This window comes from Bacillus cereus group sp. N6, from assembly GCF_016483705.1.
In the GTDB taxonomy this organism is placed as follows: domain Bacteria; phylum Bacillota; class Bacilli; order Bacillales; family Bacillaceae_G; genus Bacillus_A; species Bacillus_A wiedmannii.
The window spans coordinates 1-14,728 of record NZ_JAEHBI010000073.1 but is presented as its reverse complement, the minus strand read 5'-3'; the positions used below and the strand labels follow the sequence as shown (position 1 = coordinate 14,728).

The window sequence follows — 14,728 nt, the reverse complement described above, 5'->3', positions numbered from 1 at the left end:
GTCTCGTGGGCTCGGAGATGTGTATAAGAGACAGGTGTTACCTTGAGTACCTTGAGGACCAGTGGCACCAGTAGCACCAGTAGCGCCCGTGTTACCTTGAGGTCCGGTAGCACCCGTGTTACCTTGAACACCTTGAGGTCCCGTGGCACCAGTGTTACCTTGAGCCCCTTGAGGTCCAGTGGCACCAGTAGCACCCGTGTTACCTTGAACGCCTTGAGGTCCCGTGGCACCAGTGTTACCTTGAGCCCCTTGAGGTCCGGTAGCACCTGTGTTACCTTGAGGTCCTTGAGGACCAGTAGGTCCAGGAGGCCCACCAGAAGGTCCGGTAGGTCCGGTAACTCCTATACCAGTGGCACCGGTAGCACCTGTGTTACCTTGAGGCCCAGTAGCACCAGTAGCGCCTGTGTTACCTCGAGGCCCAGTGGCACCAGTAGCGCCCGTGTTACCTTGAGGTCCGGTAGCACCAGTAGCGCCCGTGTTACCTCGAGGTCCGGTAGCACCAGTAGCGCCTGCTGGCCCAGTAGGCCCGGTAGGTCCTTTAATGAATGAAGCAGAATTAACTAGAGCGGTTTGTAATGCTGCTATTAATTTAAGAAGCTCTTGAAGTGTGCAAGGGTCGATTCGGAATAGTTTTGTAATGTATAGTAAATAATTAATTAGATTTTGAAGCTCGATAAATACAGCGCTTGCTACGAAGGTTGGATTTTTTAATATAGTTATTAAGTTTTTAATAATAGCTAACCCTTGTGCTTTCAGGGAGGAAGTAGCGTCTAGTGAACAAATAAATTTACTTAGTAGGTTCAATGTATCGATTAGATCTTCAATGTTTTGAGGAGATGGATTTGCGAAAAGTTTTGGGATTATTTTTGTTAAATCAATAATGATTGCACGGAATGTTCTAAGTTGTACCTTAGTAACTGGGATTGATGGGGTATTTGGGATTCGTCCGGCGCTACTGGGAAAGCATGGTTTGGAGAATTTGTTCTGACTGTCGTTAAAATGAGACATTAAATCTCTCCTTTCTCATGAGGATATGAACGAAACTCATCATAGTAGATGCAAAAATTAGTTAAATGGTCATAGTAAAATCGTTTGTTTAAAGAAAAAATAGAAAAAACGCCTTATCATAAGGCGTTTTTTCTATTTTCTACGTATTGATAATATCGTTTTAGTGAAACTTTTGATTTGAATCCAGCTAGTTTTATAATTTCTGACTCCGGAGTTTCTTTTTTTATTAAGTTTAAAATATAGGTGTTACGAAAGTGTTGTCCTGAGATTCCTTTGCGTAAATTAGCTCTAGATACTTCAAGGCGAATCATTTTTTGGATAGCGATTTCTGTTAATCCCTTCGGTGCATCATTTTCGTATACCCATCTGTATGTTCCACGATTAAAATCAAATGCGATAAATAATGGGTCATGGCTATGATATTTTGGACGAACGGGTTCAGGGATGCTTTTGTAATAAGCATATAGTTGTTTTTTGTCTTCGTTAGTTAATGTAATTGTTCTTTCTACCCCTGCGGTTGCTGGGATAGATAATGTGTTAGTTTCAAAGTGGACGTGATGCAGAGTTAATGCTGTAAGTTCCTGTAAGGATAATCCATAGTCGATTAATAAGTTTAAAATAACGATATTACGATCTATCAATAAAGGGCGCACAGGACGTTGTTTTTCTGAAAGTCCTTCCAATGAAGAGACTATATGTTTTAATCTTTTTTCCTCATCAGATGAAATGAAATCTTCATCGCGAAGCCTGCGGTCTGGTTGGATAGAAATTTCCATATTCTTTAATGGATTAGGGATGTTTAGAAAGTGATGCATTCTATTTAATACAATAAATACACGGTGCATCGTTTTCTCTGAGTAATGTCGATTCTTTTTTAAGTCGAAAAAATAATCTTCATAGTCTTTTGTACAAAGTGTAGCCCATATATTACTGGAAGGGAGCTTTTTGTTTTTTTTTAACCAATGTCCGAAATCTTCAATGTCATAAACATAACGTTTAATGGTTGAAGGTTTTCGGCCTTTATTCAATAAAAAAATAGAAAAGGCTTGTATTGTATCATGGAATTCCGTTGTCTCCATAGTCCCACCACCTTCATTATTTCTTATATTATAGCAAACTTTTCTGAAAATAGTCATTTGCAAGGGAGACAGGAATAATAATATTTGGTGAGTGGATAAAGCGAAATTTTAATCAGTGGGATTTTGTTAATCCATCGCTGATCATTAGCCTGCACCAATCGGGCATTTACGGGCAATTATCTGCCGCCTAACTTCCTAATATTTGCTGAATTTTGAGGTGGGAGTCTTACTGCTCGCAAATAGCGGGATAAAATGAGGTGATTGTATGGAACAATCGATGCGAAAGAAAAATAATAATCAAATTAATATTGTGTTAAATCATCGAAAGAAAATTTCTTTACCAGCCGCAGAAAATAAAACAGTAATTTCAAATGAAACTACTACGAAACATGAGATGCTGCAAAGAATTGAAGAAGAAATGGGAAAGCTTATTGGGATGGATGATATAAAAAAGATAATAAAAGAAATATATGCTTGGATTTATGTAAATAAAAAAAGACAAGAAATAGGGTTAAAGTCTGAGAAGCAAGTACTCCATATGTTGTTTAAAGGGAATCCAGGTACAGGGAAGACAACTGTTGCTAGAATGATAGGGAAATTGTTGTTTGAGATGAATATTCTATCAAAAGGGCACTTAGTTGAAGCTGAACGTGCGGATCTTGTAGGAGAGTACATCGGTCATACAGCTCAAAAAACAAGAGATTTAATAAAAAAAGCAATGGGAGGTATTTTGTTTATTGATGAGGCGTATTCATTAGCCCGAGGGGGAGAAAAAGATTTTGGGAAAGAAGCAATTGATACACTCGTAAAGCATATGGAAGATAAACAACACGGTTTTGTATTGATATTAGCCGGATATTCAAGAGAAATGAATCACTTTCTTTCATTAAATCCAGGTCTGCAATCACGTTTTCCGTTTATAATTGAATTTGCGGATTACTCAGTAAATCAGCTGTTAGAAATAGGGAAGAGGATGTATGAAGAACGTGAATACCAGTTATCGAAAGAGGCTGAATGGAAATTTAGAGATCATTTACATGCCGTAAAGTACTCATCGCAAATTACATCGTTTAGTAATGGAAGATATGTACGGAATATTGTTGAAAAATCGATTCGTACACAGGCTATGCGGTTGTTGCAAGAGGATACGTATGATAAATATGATTTAATTGGGATATCAAGTTGTGATTTGATGCTTGAAGAGGAGACGCACAGTACGTAAACTGTGCGTCTGTTTTTTGTATAAGTGCTTTTACTCTTTTTTTGCTTTTTCTTGATAAGATTTATGGAAGTGTTCCATTTTAGCGCTTTTTTCGTGTGCAGAATTAGGATCGTGTCCAATTTGACCTACTGAGCTTTTTTGAGCGCCTTTATTAACATGGTTTGTCATTTGTATTCACCTCGCTTTGAGGATTAGTATAAACATTATGTAAAGAAAAACTCATTAGAAAAGAAAAACCTCTTTACGATATGTAAAGAGGTTAGATTGCTATTTATGCATTGAACGTTCTTTTGTATCGATACGTCTATGCGGTAAATGCCATTTGTAATGAATAGAAACCATGCGGAAGCAAACAATTAAAATGAATAAGGTATATAGAGCCCAATCGCTAACAATAATTTGAGCGCCGATTAAGAAACCTGCTAGAATCGTCCAAAAGGCATATACTTCAGCTCGAAGGACGAGAGGTTTTCTGCGGGCTAAAAGATCGCGGATGATACCACCGCCAATACCAGTTAAAACAGCTGCTACGATTGTAGCGCTAATTGGTAAATTTAATTTTTGAGCATATAATGCTCCTTGTACGGCGAATGCTGATAAGCCAATAGCATCAGTGATATTTTCCCACTTTTTCCAATGTCTAATTAATTTATTAGGAAAAAGAAAAATAATCGTCATTGATAGTAGTGCGATTTGGAATAACATGTCTTGTTGCCAAAACGCGACAATCGGATAACCGATTAATAAATTACGAAGGGCACCTCCCCCAAATGCGGTTGCCATTCCTAAAATATACACCCCGAAAATATCATAATCCTCTTCCATTGCAACAATGGCTCCGCTTAGTGCGAAAGCGATTGTGCCTATGATGCTAAAAATCTCCCATGCCATGAATTTTCTCCCCCGCTAACTAGATGAAATGTGCTTCCTCTGCTATTATATTAGAAGGTTTAAATTTCGAAAAGGATGAGTGAACATATTTGATGGAAGAAAAAGAAAAAGTCATATTAGTAGGCTGTCAATTGCCACAAGATGATGATGAAAAGTTTATGCATTCCATGAAAGAGCTTGCATCGCTAGCGAAGACTGCACGAGCAGAATTGTTAGTGTCTACAACGCAAAAACGATCGAAGTTTCATCCGGCGACCTATATAGGTAAAGGTAAATTAGAAGAGCTTACAATGTTAACGGAAGAATTAGAACCGGATGTTATCGTATTTAATAACGAATTAACGCCGAGTCAAATTCGGAATTTATCCTCAGTATTAGATGCGAGGGTGATTGATCGAACGCAACTAATATTAGATATTTTTGCGCAACGTGCGAAGTCGAGGGAAGGTAAGCTTCAAGTAGAATTAGCTCAGTTGCAATATACAATGCCACGTCTTATGGGGCAAGGATTGTCTTTATCACGTCTTGGTGGTGGTATTGGAACGAGAGGGCCGGGTGAGACGAAACTTGAGACGGATCGTCGTCATATTCGATCACGCGTTGATGAAATAAAGAAACAACTTGCAGTTGTTGTGGAGCATCGAAAAAGATATCGTGAGAGAAGAAAAGATAATAAAGTATTTCAAGTTTCATTAATAGGGTATACGAATGCGGGAAAATCTACACTGTTTAATAGATTGACGGAAGCAGATACGTTTGAAGAAAACTTGTTGTTTGCAACGCTAGACCCGACGACAAGGAAGATGCCGTTACCTTCAGGTTATACAGTATTACTAACTGATACGGTGGGCTTTATACAAGATTTACCTACGTCATTAATTGCTGCTTTTCGTTCGACATTAGAAGAAGCTGGTGAAGCGGATGTTATTTTACATGTAGTTGATTCAGCGGATCCTAATTATGTAGGGCATGAGAAAACAGTAAAACAATAAAACAATTATTGTCAGAACTTGAAATTAATCATATTCCTATTATTACGTTATATAATAAAAAAGATGAATTACATCAAAACTTTATTCCTTTTCCGAAAAGTGACTTCTTAATGACTAGTGCCTTTGAACAAAGTGATTTATTGCATATAAAAGAAGCGATAGAAACGAAAATGAAGGAAGAAATGAATCGTTATCAAGTGGGAATTCCACCGAGTGAAGGTAAGTTGTTAACGCTATTAAAGACGGAGACGCTATTAACAAAGATGGAGTTTCTGGAAGATAAATTTGTATATAATTGCGTGGGGTATATTTTTGCTCATTCATCGCTTAATGTGCAATTAAAGAGATTTTTAGTGGAAGAAGGAGAAAATAAAAATGTTTGATCGTTTGAAAAATGGAGAAAAAATTGCTCCAATCGTAAAAGAAGTAGAGAGCCAGATTACAGAAGTACATAAACGCGCGGATGAAGTAATTGAAAGCAATCAGTTTCGAGTGTTAGAAAGTTTCCGTAAACATAAAATTAGTGACTCGCATTTTATTCCGACGACAGGTTACGGTTATGATGATATTGGCCGTGATACGTTAGAAAAAGTGTATGCGGATGTATTTGGAGCGGAAGCTGGTCTTGTTCGTCCGCAAATTATTTCAGGTACTCATGCTATTTCTACAGCGTTATTCGGTGTTTTACGTCCGGGAGATGAGTTATTGTACATCACTGGCAAACCGTATGATACATTAGAAGAAATCGTTGGTGTACGCGGAAAAGGTGTAGGTTCATTTAAAGAATATAATATTGGTTATAATGCAGTTCCGCTTACTGAAGAGGGGCTTGTTGATTTTGGAGCTGTTGCGACTGCAATTCATAGTAATACGAAGATGATTGGGATTCAGCGCTCAAAAGGTTATGCTACTCGTCCATCGTTTACTATTTCTCAAATTAAAGAGATGATAGCATTCGTTAAAGAAATTAAACCTGATGTTGTTGTGTTTGTAGATAACTGTTATGGTGAGTTTATTGAAGAGCAAGAACCATGTCATGTAGGTGCAGATTTAATGGCAGGTTCGCTTATTAAAAACCCTGGTGGTGGAATTGTTAAAACTGGTGGTTACATTGTTGGTAAAGAACAGTATGTTGAAGCGTGTGCATATCGTTTAACATCTCCGGGAATCGGTGCGGAAGCAGGGGCATCTTTATACAGTCTGCAAGAAATGTATCAAGGTTTCTTCTTAGCGCCGCATGTAGCGGGACAAGCGCTAAAAGGTGCGATTTTTACAGCTGCATTTTTAGAGAAGTTAGGAATGAATACATCACCAGCATGGAATGCACCAAGAACAGATTTAATTCAGTCTGTTCAATTTGATGATAAAGATCGTATGATTGCATTCTGCCAAGCGATTCAATATGCATCTCCAATTAATTCTCACTTCACTCCATATGCCAACTATATGCCGGGTTATGAAGATGATGTAATTATGGCTGCGGGAACGTTTATTCAAGGTGCAAGTATTGAATTGTCAGCTGATGGTCCAATTCGTCCGCCTTATGTTGCTTACGTGCAAGGTGGATTAACTTATTCACATGTGAAGATTGCGATTTGTTCTGCAATTGATGCGTTAATTGAAAAAGAATTATTAACAATTTCTTAAGGGGAAGCTGTCGATTTCGACAGCTTTTTTCGTGTGAAAGTAATGATTAATCTCATTAGAAAAAAGAATGAAAAAATTTATAAAAAAATCATGTAAGAAAAGCTAACATCTATTGACACTAAACATAACATGGTATAAAATGAGAAGCAGTTAAGGCGAAGGAGGAACTGAAACAATGAAAGAAGATAGACGTTCTGCCCCGCTGTTTCCTATTGGTATTGTTATGGATTTAACACAATTATCTGCACGTCAAATTCGCTACTATGAAGAGCATAATCTTGTTTCTCCAACCCGTACAAAGGGGAATCGTAGATTATTTTCATTTAACGATGTAGATAAGTTGTTAGAGATTAAAGATTTATTAGATCAAGGCTTGAATATGGCTGGTATTAAACAAGTGTTACTAATGAAAGTAAATCAAACAGAAACAGTGAAAGTAAAAGAAGAAACGAAAGAAATTTCAAAAACTGAGCTTCGCAAAATACTTCGAGATGAACTACAACATACAGGTAGATTTAATCGGACTTCATTGCGACAAGGTGACATTTCAAGGTTTTTTCACTAAAGATAACTGATTCTGAAGGTGTTTAGAGGGACTAAGGAGGAATTTATAATGGCTAGGTACACAAGAGAAGATATTTTCCGTTTGGCGAAAGAAGAGAATGTAAAGTATATCCGCTTACAATTTACGGACCTTTTAGGAGTAATTAAAAACGTAGAAATTCCAGTGAGCCAATTAACAAAAGCTCTTGATAACAAAATGATGTTTGATGGATCTTCTATTGAAGGTTTCGTACGTATTGAAGAATCTGATATGTACTTATATCCAGATTTAGATACTTGGGTAATTTTCCCTTGGACAGCTGAAAAAGGAAAAGTAGCTCGATTAATCTGTGATATTTACAATGCAGATGGCACTCCATTTGATGGCGATCCACGTAACAACTTAAAGCGTGTATTAAAAGAAATGGAAGCATTGGGATTCTCAGATTTCAATCTTGGACCAGAGCCAGAATTCTTCCTATTTAAAGTAGATGAAAAAGGAAATCCAACATTAGAATTAAACGATAACGGTGGATACTTCGACCTTGCGCCGATGGATCTAGGGGAAAACTGTCGTCGTGATATCGTTCTTGAACTTGAAGAAATGGGCTTTGAAATTGAAGCGTCTCACCATGAGGTTGCTCCAGGGCAACACGAAATTGACTTTAAATATGCAAATGCAATTCGCTCATGTGATGACATTCAAACATTCAAACTTGTTGTAAAAACAATTGCTCGTAAACACGGTTTACACGCAACATTTATGCCAAAACCATTATATGGTGTGAACGGTTCAGGTATGCACTGTAACTTATCACTATTCAAAAATGGTGAGAACGTATTCTTCGATCAAAACGGTGACTTACAATTAAGTGATGATGCTCGTCACTTCATCGCAGGTATTTTAAAACATGCACCAGCATTTACAGCGGTAGCAAATCCAACTGTAAACTCTTACAAGCGTTTAGTACCTGGATACGAAGCTCCTTGTTACGTAGCATGGTCTGCACAAAACCGTAGCCCATTAGTACGTATCCCTGCATCTCGTGGTATTAGTACACGCGTAGAAGTACGTAGTGTTGACCCAGCTGCAAACCCATATTTAGTAATGGCTACATTATTAGCAGCAGGTCTTGATGGAATTAAAAACAAATTAACTCCACCAGCTGCAGTAGACCGTAACATCTATGTAATGACAAAAGAAGAGCGCGAAGAAGCAGGTATCGTTGACTTACCAGCAACATTAGCGCAAGCATTAGTTACATTACAATCTAATGAAGTAGTATGCGGTGCACTAGGAGAACATTTACTTGAGCACTTCATCGAAGCAAAAGAGATTGAGTGGGACATCTTCCGCACGCAAGTTCACCAATGGGAACGCGATCAATATATGTCTCTATACTAAGAGAGAAAAAAGCCTTGATACTACGGTATCAGGGCTTTTTTTTATTTGTGGGTAAATATAAAGGCTTGTGAAATGAATTAGATGGGTCCCGCAAAGTGCTCGAAAAAAGTCATGTGGATTATTTAAAATGCGTGCTAGCTATGAATGAAAATGTGGAAGTTGAAATATGGTGTGGATGTATTTAATTCGAAAATTAAGTATTGAAAAATATAGTACCTTGCAATGAATAATACTAAGTGGTATATTATGGATATAACGGGTACCGTGTATTGAATAGTACTGAAATGAGAAAGGGGGATTGACCTTGAACGTTCAGTTTAAAAAAGGCGTGTTAGAACTGTGTGTTTTAGCACTTGTGAAACGTAAAGATTGTTACGGCTATGAACTTGTTCAGCAAATCTCAAATAAATTTTTAATATCGGAAGGGTCAGTGTATCCTTTATTACGTCGTTTAACGAAAGAAGGATATTTTCAAACGTATTTAAAAGAATCTACAGAGGGACCGCCTCGTAAATATTATCAACTAACTGAGCAAGGGGAAACGCAACTGAATTTGTTAGTAACGGAGTGGCGTGATTTTGCAAAAGGCGTACAAGAAATTATTGAAGGGGTGGAATGGGATGAGTAAAGAACAGTTTCTTAAAGAATTATCAAGTCATCTTAGAAAGTTACCGGAAGAAGAGAGGAAAGATATTTTATTTGATTATGAAGAGCATTTTCAGTTTGGAATAGAAGAAGGAAAAACTGAATCGGAAATAATAAAGGGCCTTGGCTCTCCGAAAGTAATTGCAAAAGACTTACTTGCTTTGTATCGCTTTGACGAAATGAACAAGGACCCATCAACTACCAATATAACAAGGGCTGTTATGGCAGCGATTGGACTTAGTTTGTTTAATTTTATTATTGTGTTAGGCCCGTTAGTTGCAATTATTGCTTTTATATTTTCCTTCTGGCTCGGTGGAATTGCTAGTGTAGTGACACCATTTTTCGTTATTGGAAAAGTATTTATGGGTACTTTTATATGGTTGGATTTATTCGTTAGTATAACGTTTGTTGGAGTAGGTTTGTTGTTATGTATTATCGCTTATTATAGTACGAAGTGGTTTAAAAAGTTATGCGTACGTTATGTAATATGGAACTTCAAAATGATAAAAGGGGAGTAGATGATGAAGAAAATATTGTTAGTAGCTATCGCTTGTATCATTATTGGAGTAATAGGGATTTCACAAACATATGAAAAAGCAGTGCAAACTGCAGAAGAAGGAAATAAAGAAGACGTAATTAAAAACGAAACACTAAAAAATATAGAAGTTAAGTTAGATGCTGGGGATATTGTTGTCCAAAAATCTCCCGACTCTTCTTTTTATGTAAAGCAATCAGGAGATGTACGTAAACACGAGGTTCGTATTGCCGAAGATGGTGACACATTAAAAATTATTGGGGAAAGAGAAAAAGGTGCTTCATTTGATTTTTCTTTTTACGATTTTAGATTTCAAACGTCTACAATAACTCTCCTTATGCCTGAACGTTCATACCAAGAGATAAAAATAAATTCATCAGCTGGACAAATAGAAATAAGTGATGTGAAAAGTGATTGTGTAAGTGTTGGGACACTCGCTGGAGAAGTAGATTTGAAAAATGTCACAGCAAAAAGTGTGGAAGGATCTTCAAAAGCTGGTGAGGTGAGCTTTAAGAAGGTAATAGGAAAAGTAACTGCGAAGTCGGCTAGCGGGGAAGTGCATATTATGGATCATGATCCTAAATATGATGTAGAGGCAAGTTCAACCGCTGGGGATGTAGATATTACTTTATTAGAAAAACCACAAGATGCAGTTATAACTGGGCAAAGTGCTGCTGGCGATGTGACGATTGAAACTCGTTCATAAGAAATAAAATGTATGAAAATCTATCAAAATACAAAAAAAGAAGATAATTACCGTATATAAATAAGGTAATTATCTTCTTTTATTATTCTTAATGTAAATCACGATATACGCCAATTACTTTTCCAATAACTGACACTTGTTTTAAAATGATAGGTTCTAATGAAGAGTTTTCCGGTTGTAGACGGAAATGGTCTTTTTCTTTATAGAAACGTTTTACAGTTGCTTCGTTATCTTCTGTTAAAGCGACTACAATTTCACCGTTGTATGCAGACTGTTGTTGGCGAACAACAACTAAATCTCCATCGAAAATACCAGCTTCAATCATACTATCTCCGGAAATACGTAACATAAATACTTGGTCTGCTCCAGCAACAATGCTAGCTGGAAGTGGGAAATGATCTTCTACACTTTCAACTGCTGTAATAGGTAATCCAGCAGTAACTTTTCCGACAATTGGAACTTGAATAACAGATTGTGTCTCTGTATCCATTCGGTTGTCACCTAAAATTTCAATTGCTCGTGGTTTTGTTGGATCGCGTCGAATATATCCTTTTTCTTCTAGTCGTGATAAATGTCCGTGCACTGTAGAACTAGAAGCGAGGCCGACTGCTTGACCGATTTCACGTACGGAAGGTGGATATCCTTTTTCTTGTACTTTTAGCTTAATAAAGTCGAGAATGTCTTGCTGGCGTTTCGTTAACTTTTCCATGTTTTCTAACACCTCGTTTTCTTTCATTTTTCTTATTAATAAGTATAACATGCGAAAAAACATTCTACAAACATAAGTTCGAACGAAAGACGAATTTATGATACACTATAAGGAAAATATAGTGAGAAAGAAGGGTTCAATATGAATGCAATTATTTATGCACGTGTGAGCACAACAAAAGAAGAACAGGAAACATCATTATTGCGTCAAAAAGATGAATTATTGCATTTAGCTGAGCGCTATCAAATGAATGTTGTAAAGGTGATTGAGGAGCAGGCTAGTGGTTATACAATTGAACGTGATGGCATATTAGAAGTGCTAGATACAATTCGCGATGAACAAGTTGATGTACTTCTCATACAAGATGAAACGCGCCTTGGTAGAGGGAATGCAAAGATTGCATTAATGCACTGTTTACATAAAGAGGGAATAAAAGTATATACGCATACGCATAATGGAGAATTAGAACTCTCTGACTCTGATTCGATGGTACTAGATATAATTGGGATTGTTGAAGAGTATCAAAGAAAGATCCACAATTTAAAAATTAAACGTGGCATGCAAAGAGCGGTAGAGAAAGGATTTCGTCCAGAGAATAATTTGAAAAATCGTCATTTAAGTATAGGACGTGAGAAAAAAGAAGTGCCAATTGAGGAAATTGTACGTTTACGCCGGAATGAATTAACTTTTGAAGAAATTGCAGCAACACTTCGTGGTTTTGGTCATGATGTTTCAAAAGCAACTGTACATCGAAGATATGTAGAATATACAAAGCAATTGCTTGATAAAGAGGACTAACTATTGTATGATAATAATCAGTTTTGAGTAAAAGGGGGATTCGAGATGCAAAGTCACGAACTCATTGAACGCATTAACTTCTTAGCGAAAAAAGCAAAAGCTGAAGGTTTAACTGAAGAAGAACAACGTGAGCGCCAATCGCTACGTGAACAATATTTAAAAGGATTTCGTCAAAATATGTTAAACGAACTTAAAGGAATTAAAGTTGTTAACGAAGACGGTACTGATGTTACACCGGCGAAATTAAAAGCTTTAAAAAAGCAAGATAATGCAAAATTAAACTAAAAGATGGGCGAAGCCCATCTTTTTTATTTATTATATCCGTTATTTAATAACTTTCCAGTTGTTATTGACTGTTGCTTCTATCTTTTTGTGCTTCAATATATAGTTAGCGATAAGTTCAGACATATCTGTTGGTATGTCTTTTATTACGGTCTTATTTTGAAACATAAAGAAGTTCCCTCCGCCACTTGCGCGATAATTATTCATAACGACGTCATATTCTTCATTCATATGAAGTGGAGCGCCTTTATACTGTAAGGATTCTACTCTCTCGCCAATTGGTTTGGAAATGTTTAATACGTACGAAATTCCTTCCCACATATCGTAATTATAGTGTTGCGGCTTTGGTTCTATGTAGGTGGGGTTTACGATGATAGTTCCATCTGCTTTTAATATGAAATAAGAAGCAGAGAGTTCAAGGGCATCTTTTATATCCGCTCCAGTTATTCTAATTACTTTTAATGTATTTGGATAAATATAATTAGAAACGATGTCACGCATTGTTACATATTTCGGGAAACCTGGAGATGTATTATGGAATAAGCTTGTACAAGAAATGGAAACATTAGCTATATCCATCTGTATTTTATTTATGAATTCAATAAAAGGATGGTCTTGCAAACGAGTTTGCATAGCATCTGAAATTTGCATGTTCCCATAGATTACTCCAATAGGTTGATCGAGCCAATTTTGTGTTTTTTCTTCATAATCGGCAACCAAGGAAAGAATATGTTGGTCAGCCTCAATTCCTTGTACGGGCAATAATTGTGAATCACTCTCTTTTTTTACCCATTTTTTTTCTGTTTTTTCGAATGTTACTGTTACTTTTCCAACGGAGTGTCCATTGCATCCAGTCTGTAAAATTGTTACACCATTCATTACGGTGTGAGCGATTTCCCGGTGTTGGTGGCCTGTTAGTAAAATGTCTATGCCTTCAATTTCATGGCACATTGCATATCCTTGGTTTTCACCTGTTAAAACTTCAGTCGGTACCCCAGTTTGTAAATCGCGTTCAAATCCCCCATGGTAGGCTACGACTAATAAATCGGGTTTCTCGTGTTCGCGAATGTAAGAAACCCATCTTTTTGTTGTTTCTAATGCATCTTCAAATTGTAAATCTTGAATGTGATGGGGTTGTTCCCAATTGGGAATGTAATGCGTTGTCATCCCTAAAATAGCAATTTTTATATTTGATTCAATATGTTTTATTATATATGGTTTCCCGAAATAAGGTTCTTTTCTGTTTTTATCTAAAATATTTGCTGATAGATACGGAAAGTTTGCAGTAGAAATAGCATTATTTAATATGTCCATTCCATAATTAAATTCATGATTCCCAATAACTGCAGCATCATAACGTAAATAGTTCGCTAATAAAGACATTGGATTTTTCTTATCTTCTTCATATGTAGCGTAATGATAAGTAAAGGGTGTTCCTTGTATGAAGTCACCGTTATCAATTAAAAGAACGTTTCTATTTTGGGAACGTTCTTTTTTTATAAGAGTAGAAATTTTGGCTAAACCAATTTCAGCTTGGGAGTTATCTTGGTAGTGAATTGGATAAACAGTGCCATGTATATCACTTGTTAATAAAATGTTTAAAGTTACAATTTGATTTGGATTCAATATCATTCACCTTTTCTATTGTTATCTACTAATTAAGCATATCAAATATATGAAGAGAATTTTAATGAGAATGTATAGAATGTGTAAAGATTCTGTAAATAAGAAAATATACGTGAAAATGTGTGATATATTTCTTCATGTTTACGGAAGGCAATTTTATAACAACAAAATTGGAGGCATTAATATGTTGAAAAAAGTTTTTGCAATGAGTACGACAGTTGTACTAGCGGCGGGATTATTAAGTGGTTGTGGAACGAAAGAATCAAGTGCAAGTAAAACTGAAGATACGAAAAAAGGTTATGTACCGAAGACTTTAAATGTTCAATTTGTTCCTTCTCAAAATGCAGATACGTTAGAGGCAAAGGCAAAACCATTGGAAAAGTTATTAAGTGATAAATTAAATGTTCCGGTAAAAGTTAGTATTTCAACGAATTACAATACAATTGTAGAAGCGATGGCGTCTAAGCAAGTAGATGTAGGGTTTTTACCTCCAACAGCGTATGTGCTAGCGCATGAGAAAAAGGCTGCAAACGTAATTTTACAAGCACAACGTTTTGGAGTAGATGATATTAAGTCAATAAAATAGACACAGATAATTTCAATTATGCAGCCTCCGATTCGTACATACGTTCTTTTTTAG

General features: G+C 36.5%; 13 protein-coding genes and 3 pseudogenes. 11 read left to right on the top strand and 5 right to left on the bottom strand.

Annotated elements, in window-relative coordinates:
* Positions 1 to 1,124 precede the first annotated feature (1,124 nt).
* Positions 1,125 to 2,087: a tyrosine-type recombinase/integrase gene (locus JDS99_RS28280; RefSeq protein ID WP_199696170.1), complete on the bottom strand. Its 963-nt coding sequence runs from the start codon at positions 2,085 to 2,087 to the stop codon at positions 1,125 to 1,127.
* A gap of 265 nt (positions 2,088 to 2,352) precedes the next feature.
* Between JDS99_RS28280 and spoVK the strand changes: the two genes are divergently transcribed.
* Positions 2,353 to 3,309, top strand: a complete 957-nt coding sequence (gene spoVK / locus JDS99_RS28275; protein ID WP_087982006.1) for a stage V sporulation protein K — start codon at positions 2,353 to 2,355, stop codon at positions 3,307 to 3,309.
* A gap of 30 nt (positions 3,310 to 3,339) precedes the next feature.
* Here the strand turns inward: spoVK and JDS99_RS28270 are convergent, their stop codons facing one another.
* Together JDS99_RS28270 and JDS99_RS28265 are read right to left on the bottom strand one after the other, a co-directional pair.
* On the bottom strand, positions 3,340 to 3,477 hold the full coding sequence (locus tag JDS99_RS28270) for a hypothetical protein (protein WP_165775587.1): 138 nt from the start codon (positions 3,475 to 3,477) through the stop codon (positions 3,340 to 3,342).
* A gap of 99 nt (positions 3,478 to 3,576) precedes the next feature.
* Complete coding sequence (locus JDS99_RS28265) at positions 3,577 to 4,200, bottom strand: trimeric intracellular cation channel family protein (RefSeq protein WP_000312270.1); 624 nt, start codon at positions 4,198 to 4,200, stop codon at positions 3,577 to 3,579.
* Positions 4,201 to 4,292: 92 nt separating this feature from the next.
* On the opposite strand from JDS99_RS28265, the pseudogene hflX reads away from it, so the two are divergent.
* The 7 genes and pseudogenes from hflX to JDS99_RS28230 all read left to right on the top strand — a co-directional run.
* Positions 4,293 to 5,575 (top strand): annotated as a pseudogene (hflX, locus tag JDS99_RS28260) (GTPase HflX).
* Positions 5,568 to 6,839 (top strand): methionine gamma-lyase family protein, encoded by a 1,272-nt coding sequence (locus tag JDS99_RS28255; protein WP_000460307.1) that lies wholly within the window; start codon positions 5,568 to 5,570, stop codon positions 6,837 to 6,839. The pseudogene hflX and the gene JDS99_RS28255 overlap by 8 nt, the downstream one beginning before the upstream one ends.
* 175 nt (positions 6,840 to 7,014) lie before the next feature.
* On the top strand, positions 7,015 to 7,404 hold the full coding sequence (gene glnR, locus JDS99_RS28250; protein ID WP_000656785.1) for a transcriptional repressor GlnR: 390 nt from the start codon (positions 7,015 to 7,017) through the stop codon (positions 7,402 to 7,404).
* A 48-nt stretch (positions 7,405 to 7,452) separates the two neighbouring features.
* Complete coding sequence (gene glnA / locus JDS99_RS28245; RefSeq protein WP_000135338.1) at positions 7,453 to 8,787, top strand: type I glutamate--ammonia ligase; 1,335 nt, start codon at positions 7,453 to 7,455, stop codon at positions 8,785 to 8,787.
* Between the two features lie 304 nt (positions 8,788 to 9,091).
* On the top strand, positions 9,092 to 9,415 hold the full coding sequence (locus JDS99_RS28240) for a PadR family transcriptional regulator (protein WP_001102620.1): 324 nt from the start codon (positions 9,092 to 9,094) through the stop codon (positions 9,413 to 9,415).
* A complete protein-coding gene (locus JDS99_RS28235; protein ID WP_088064235.1) occupies positions 9,408 to 9,950 on the top strand; it encodes a DUF1700 domain-containing protein in 543 nt (180 codons plus the stop codon). Before JDS99_RS28240 ends, JDS99_RS28235 begins: the two co-directional genes overlap by 8 nt.
* Positions 9,951 to 10,658, top strand: a pseudogene (locus tag JDS99_RS28230) (DUF4097 family beta strand repeat-containing protein); the annotation flags it as partial.
* 103 nt (positions 10,659 to 10,761) lie between these two features.
* Here JDS99_RS28230 and lexA read toward each other — a convergent pair.
* Positions 10,762 to 11,382, bottom strand: coding sequence for a transcriptional repressor LexA (gene lexA / locus JDS99_RS28225; protein ID WP_000413737.1), 621 nt, complete (start codon positions 11,380 to 11,382; stop codon positions 10,762 to 10,764).
* A gap of 141 nt (positions 11,383 to 11,523) precedes the next feature.
* Between lexA and JDS99_RS28220 the strand changes: the two genes are divergently transcribed.
* Positions 11,524 to 12,180 carry a YneB family resolvase-like protein gene (locus JDS99_RS28220; protein WP_046956545.1) on the top strand — a complete coding sequence of 219 codons (657 nt, stop codon included), beginning with the start codon at positions 11,524 to 11,526 and terminating at the stop codon, positions 12,178 to 12,180.
* Between the two features lie 45 nt (positions 12,181 to 12,225).
* On the top strand, positions 12,226 to 12,465 hold the full coding sequence (locus JDS99_RS28215; RefSeq protein WP_199696169.1) for a DUF896 domain-containing protein: 240 nt from the start codon (positions 12,226 to 12,228) through the stop codon (positions 12,463 to 12,465).
* A 39-nt stretch (positions 12,466 to 12,504) separates the two neighbouring features.
* Here the strand turns inward: JDS99_RS28215 and JDS99_RS28210 are convergent, their stop codons facing one another.
* Positions 12,505 to 14,088, bottom strand: coding sequence for a bifunctional metallophosphatase/5'-nucleotidase (locus JDS99_RS28210; protein ID WP_199696168.1), 1,584 nt, complete (start codon positions 14,086 to 14,088; stop codon positions 12,505 to 12,507).
* 184 nt (positions 14,089 to 14,272) lie between these two features.
* Here JDS99_RS28210 and JDS99_RS28205 point away from each other — a divergent pair.
* Positions 14,273 to 14,656: pseudogene (locus JDS99_RS28205) on the top strand (PhnD/SsuA/transferrin family substrate-binding protein); the annotation flags it as partial.
* Between the last annotated feature and the right edge of the window lie 72 nt (positions 14,657 to 14,728).

Bases quoted from the DNA above. Each gene is read 5' to 3' on its own strand.
- JDS99_RS28280 (WP_199696170.1), bottom strand. From the start codon at position 2,087: ATGGAGACAACGGAATTCCATGATACAATACAAGCCTTTTCTATTTTT.
- spoVK (WP_087982006.1), top strand. From the start codon at position 2,353: ATGGAACAATCGATGCGAAAGAAAAATAATAATCAAATTAATATTGTG.
- JDS99_RS28270 (WP_165775587.1), bottom strand. From the start codon at position 3,477: ATGACAAACCATGTTAATAAAGGCGCTCAAAAAAGCTCAGTAGGTCAA.
- JDS99_RS28265 (WP_000312270.1), bottom strand. From the start codon at position 4,200: ATGGCATGGGAGATTTTTAGCATCATAGGCACAATCGCTTTCGCACTA.
- JDS99_RS28255 (WP_000460307.1), top strand. From the start codon at position 5,568: ATGTTTGATCGTTTGAAAAATGGAGAAAAAATTGCTCCAATCGTAAAA.
- glnR (WP_000656785.1), top strand. From the start codon at position 7,015: ATGAAAGAAGATAGACGTTCTGCCCCGCTGTTTCCTATTGGTATTGTT.
- glnA (WP_000135338.1), top strand. From the start codon at position 7,453: ATGGCTAGGTACACAAGAGAAGATATTTTCCGTTTGGCGAAAGAAGAG.
- JDS99_RS28235 (WP_088064235.1), top strand. From the start codon at position 9,408: ATGAGTAAAGAACAGTTTCTTAAAGAATTATCAAGTCATCTTAGAAAG.
- lexA (WP_000413737.1), bottom strand. From the start codon at position 11,382: ATGGAAAAGTTAACGAAACGCCAGCAAGACATTCTCGACTTTATTAAG.
- JDS99_RS28220 (WP_046956545.1), top strand. From the start codon at position 11,524: ATGAATGCAATTATTTATGCACGTGTGAGCACAACAAAAGAAGAACAG.
- JDS99_RS28215 (WP_199696169.1), top strand. From the start codon at position 12,226: ATGCAAAGTCACGAACTCATTGAACGCATTAACTTCTTAGCGAAAAAA.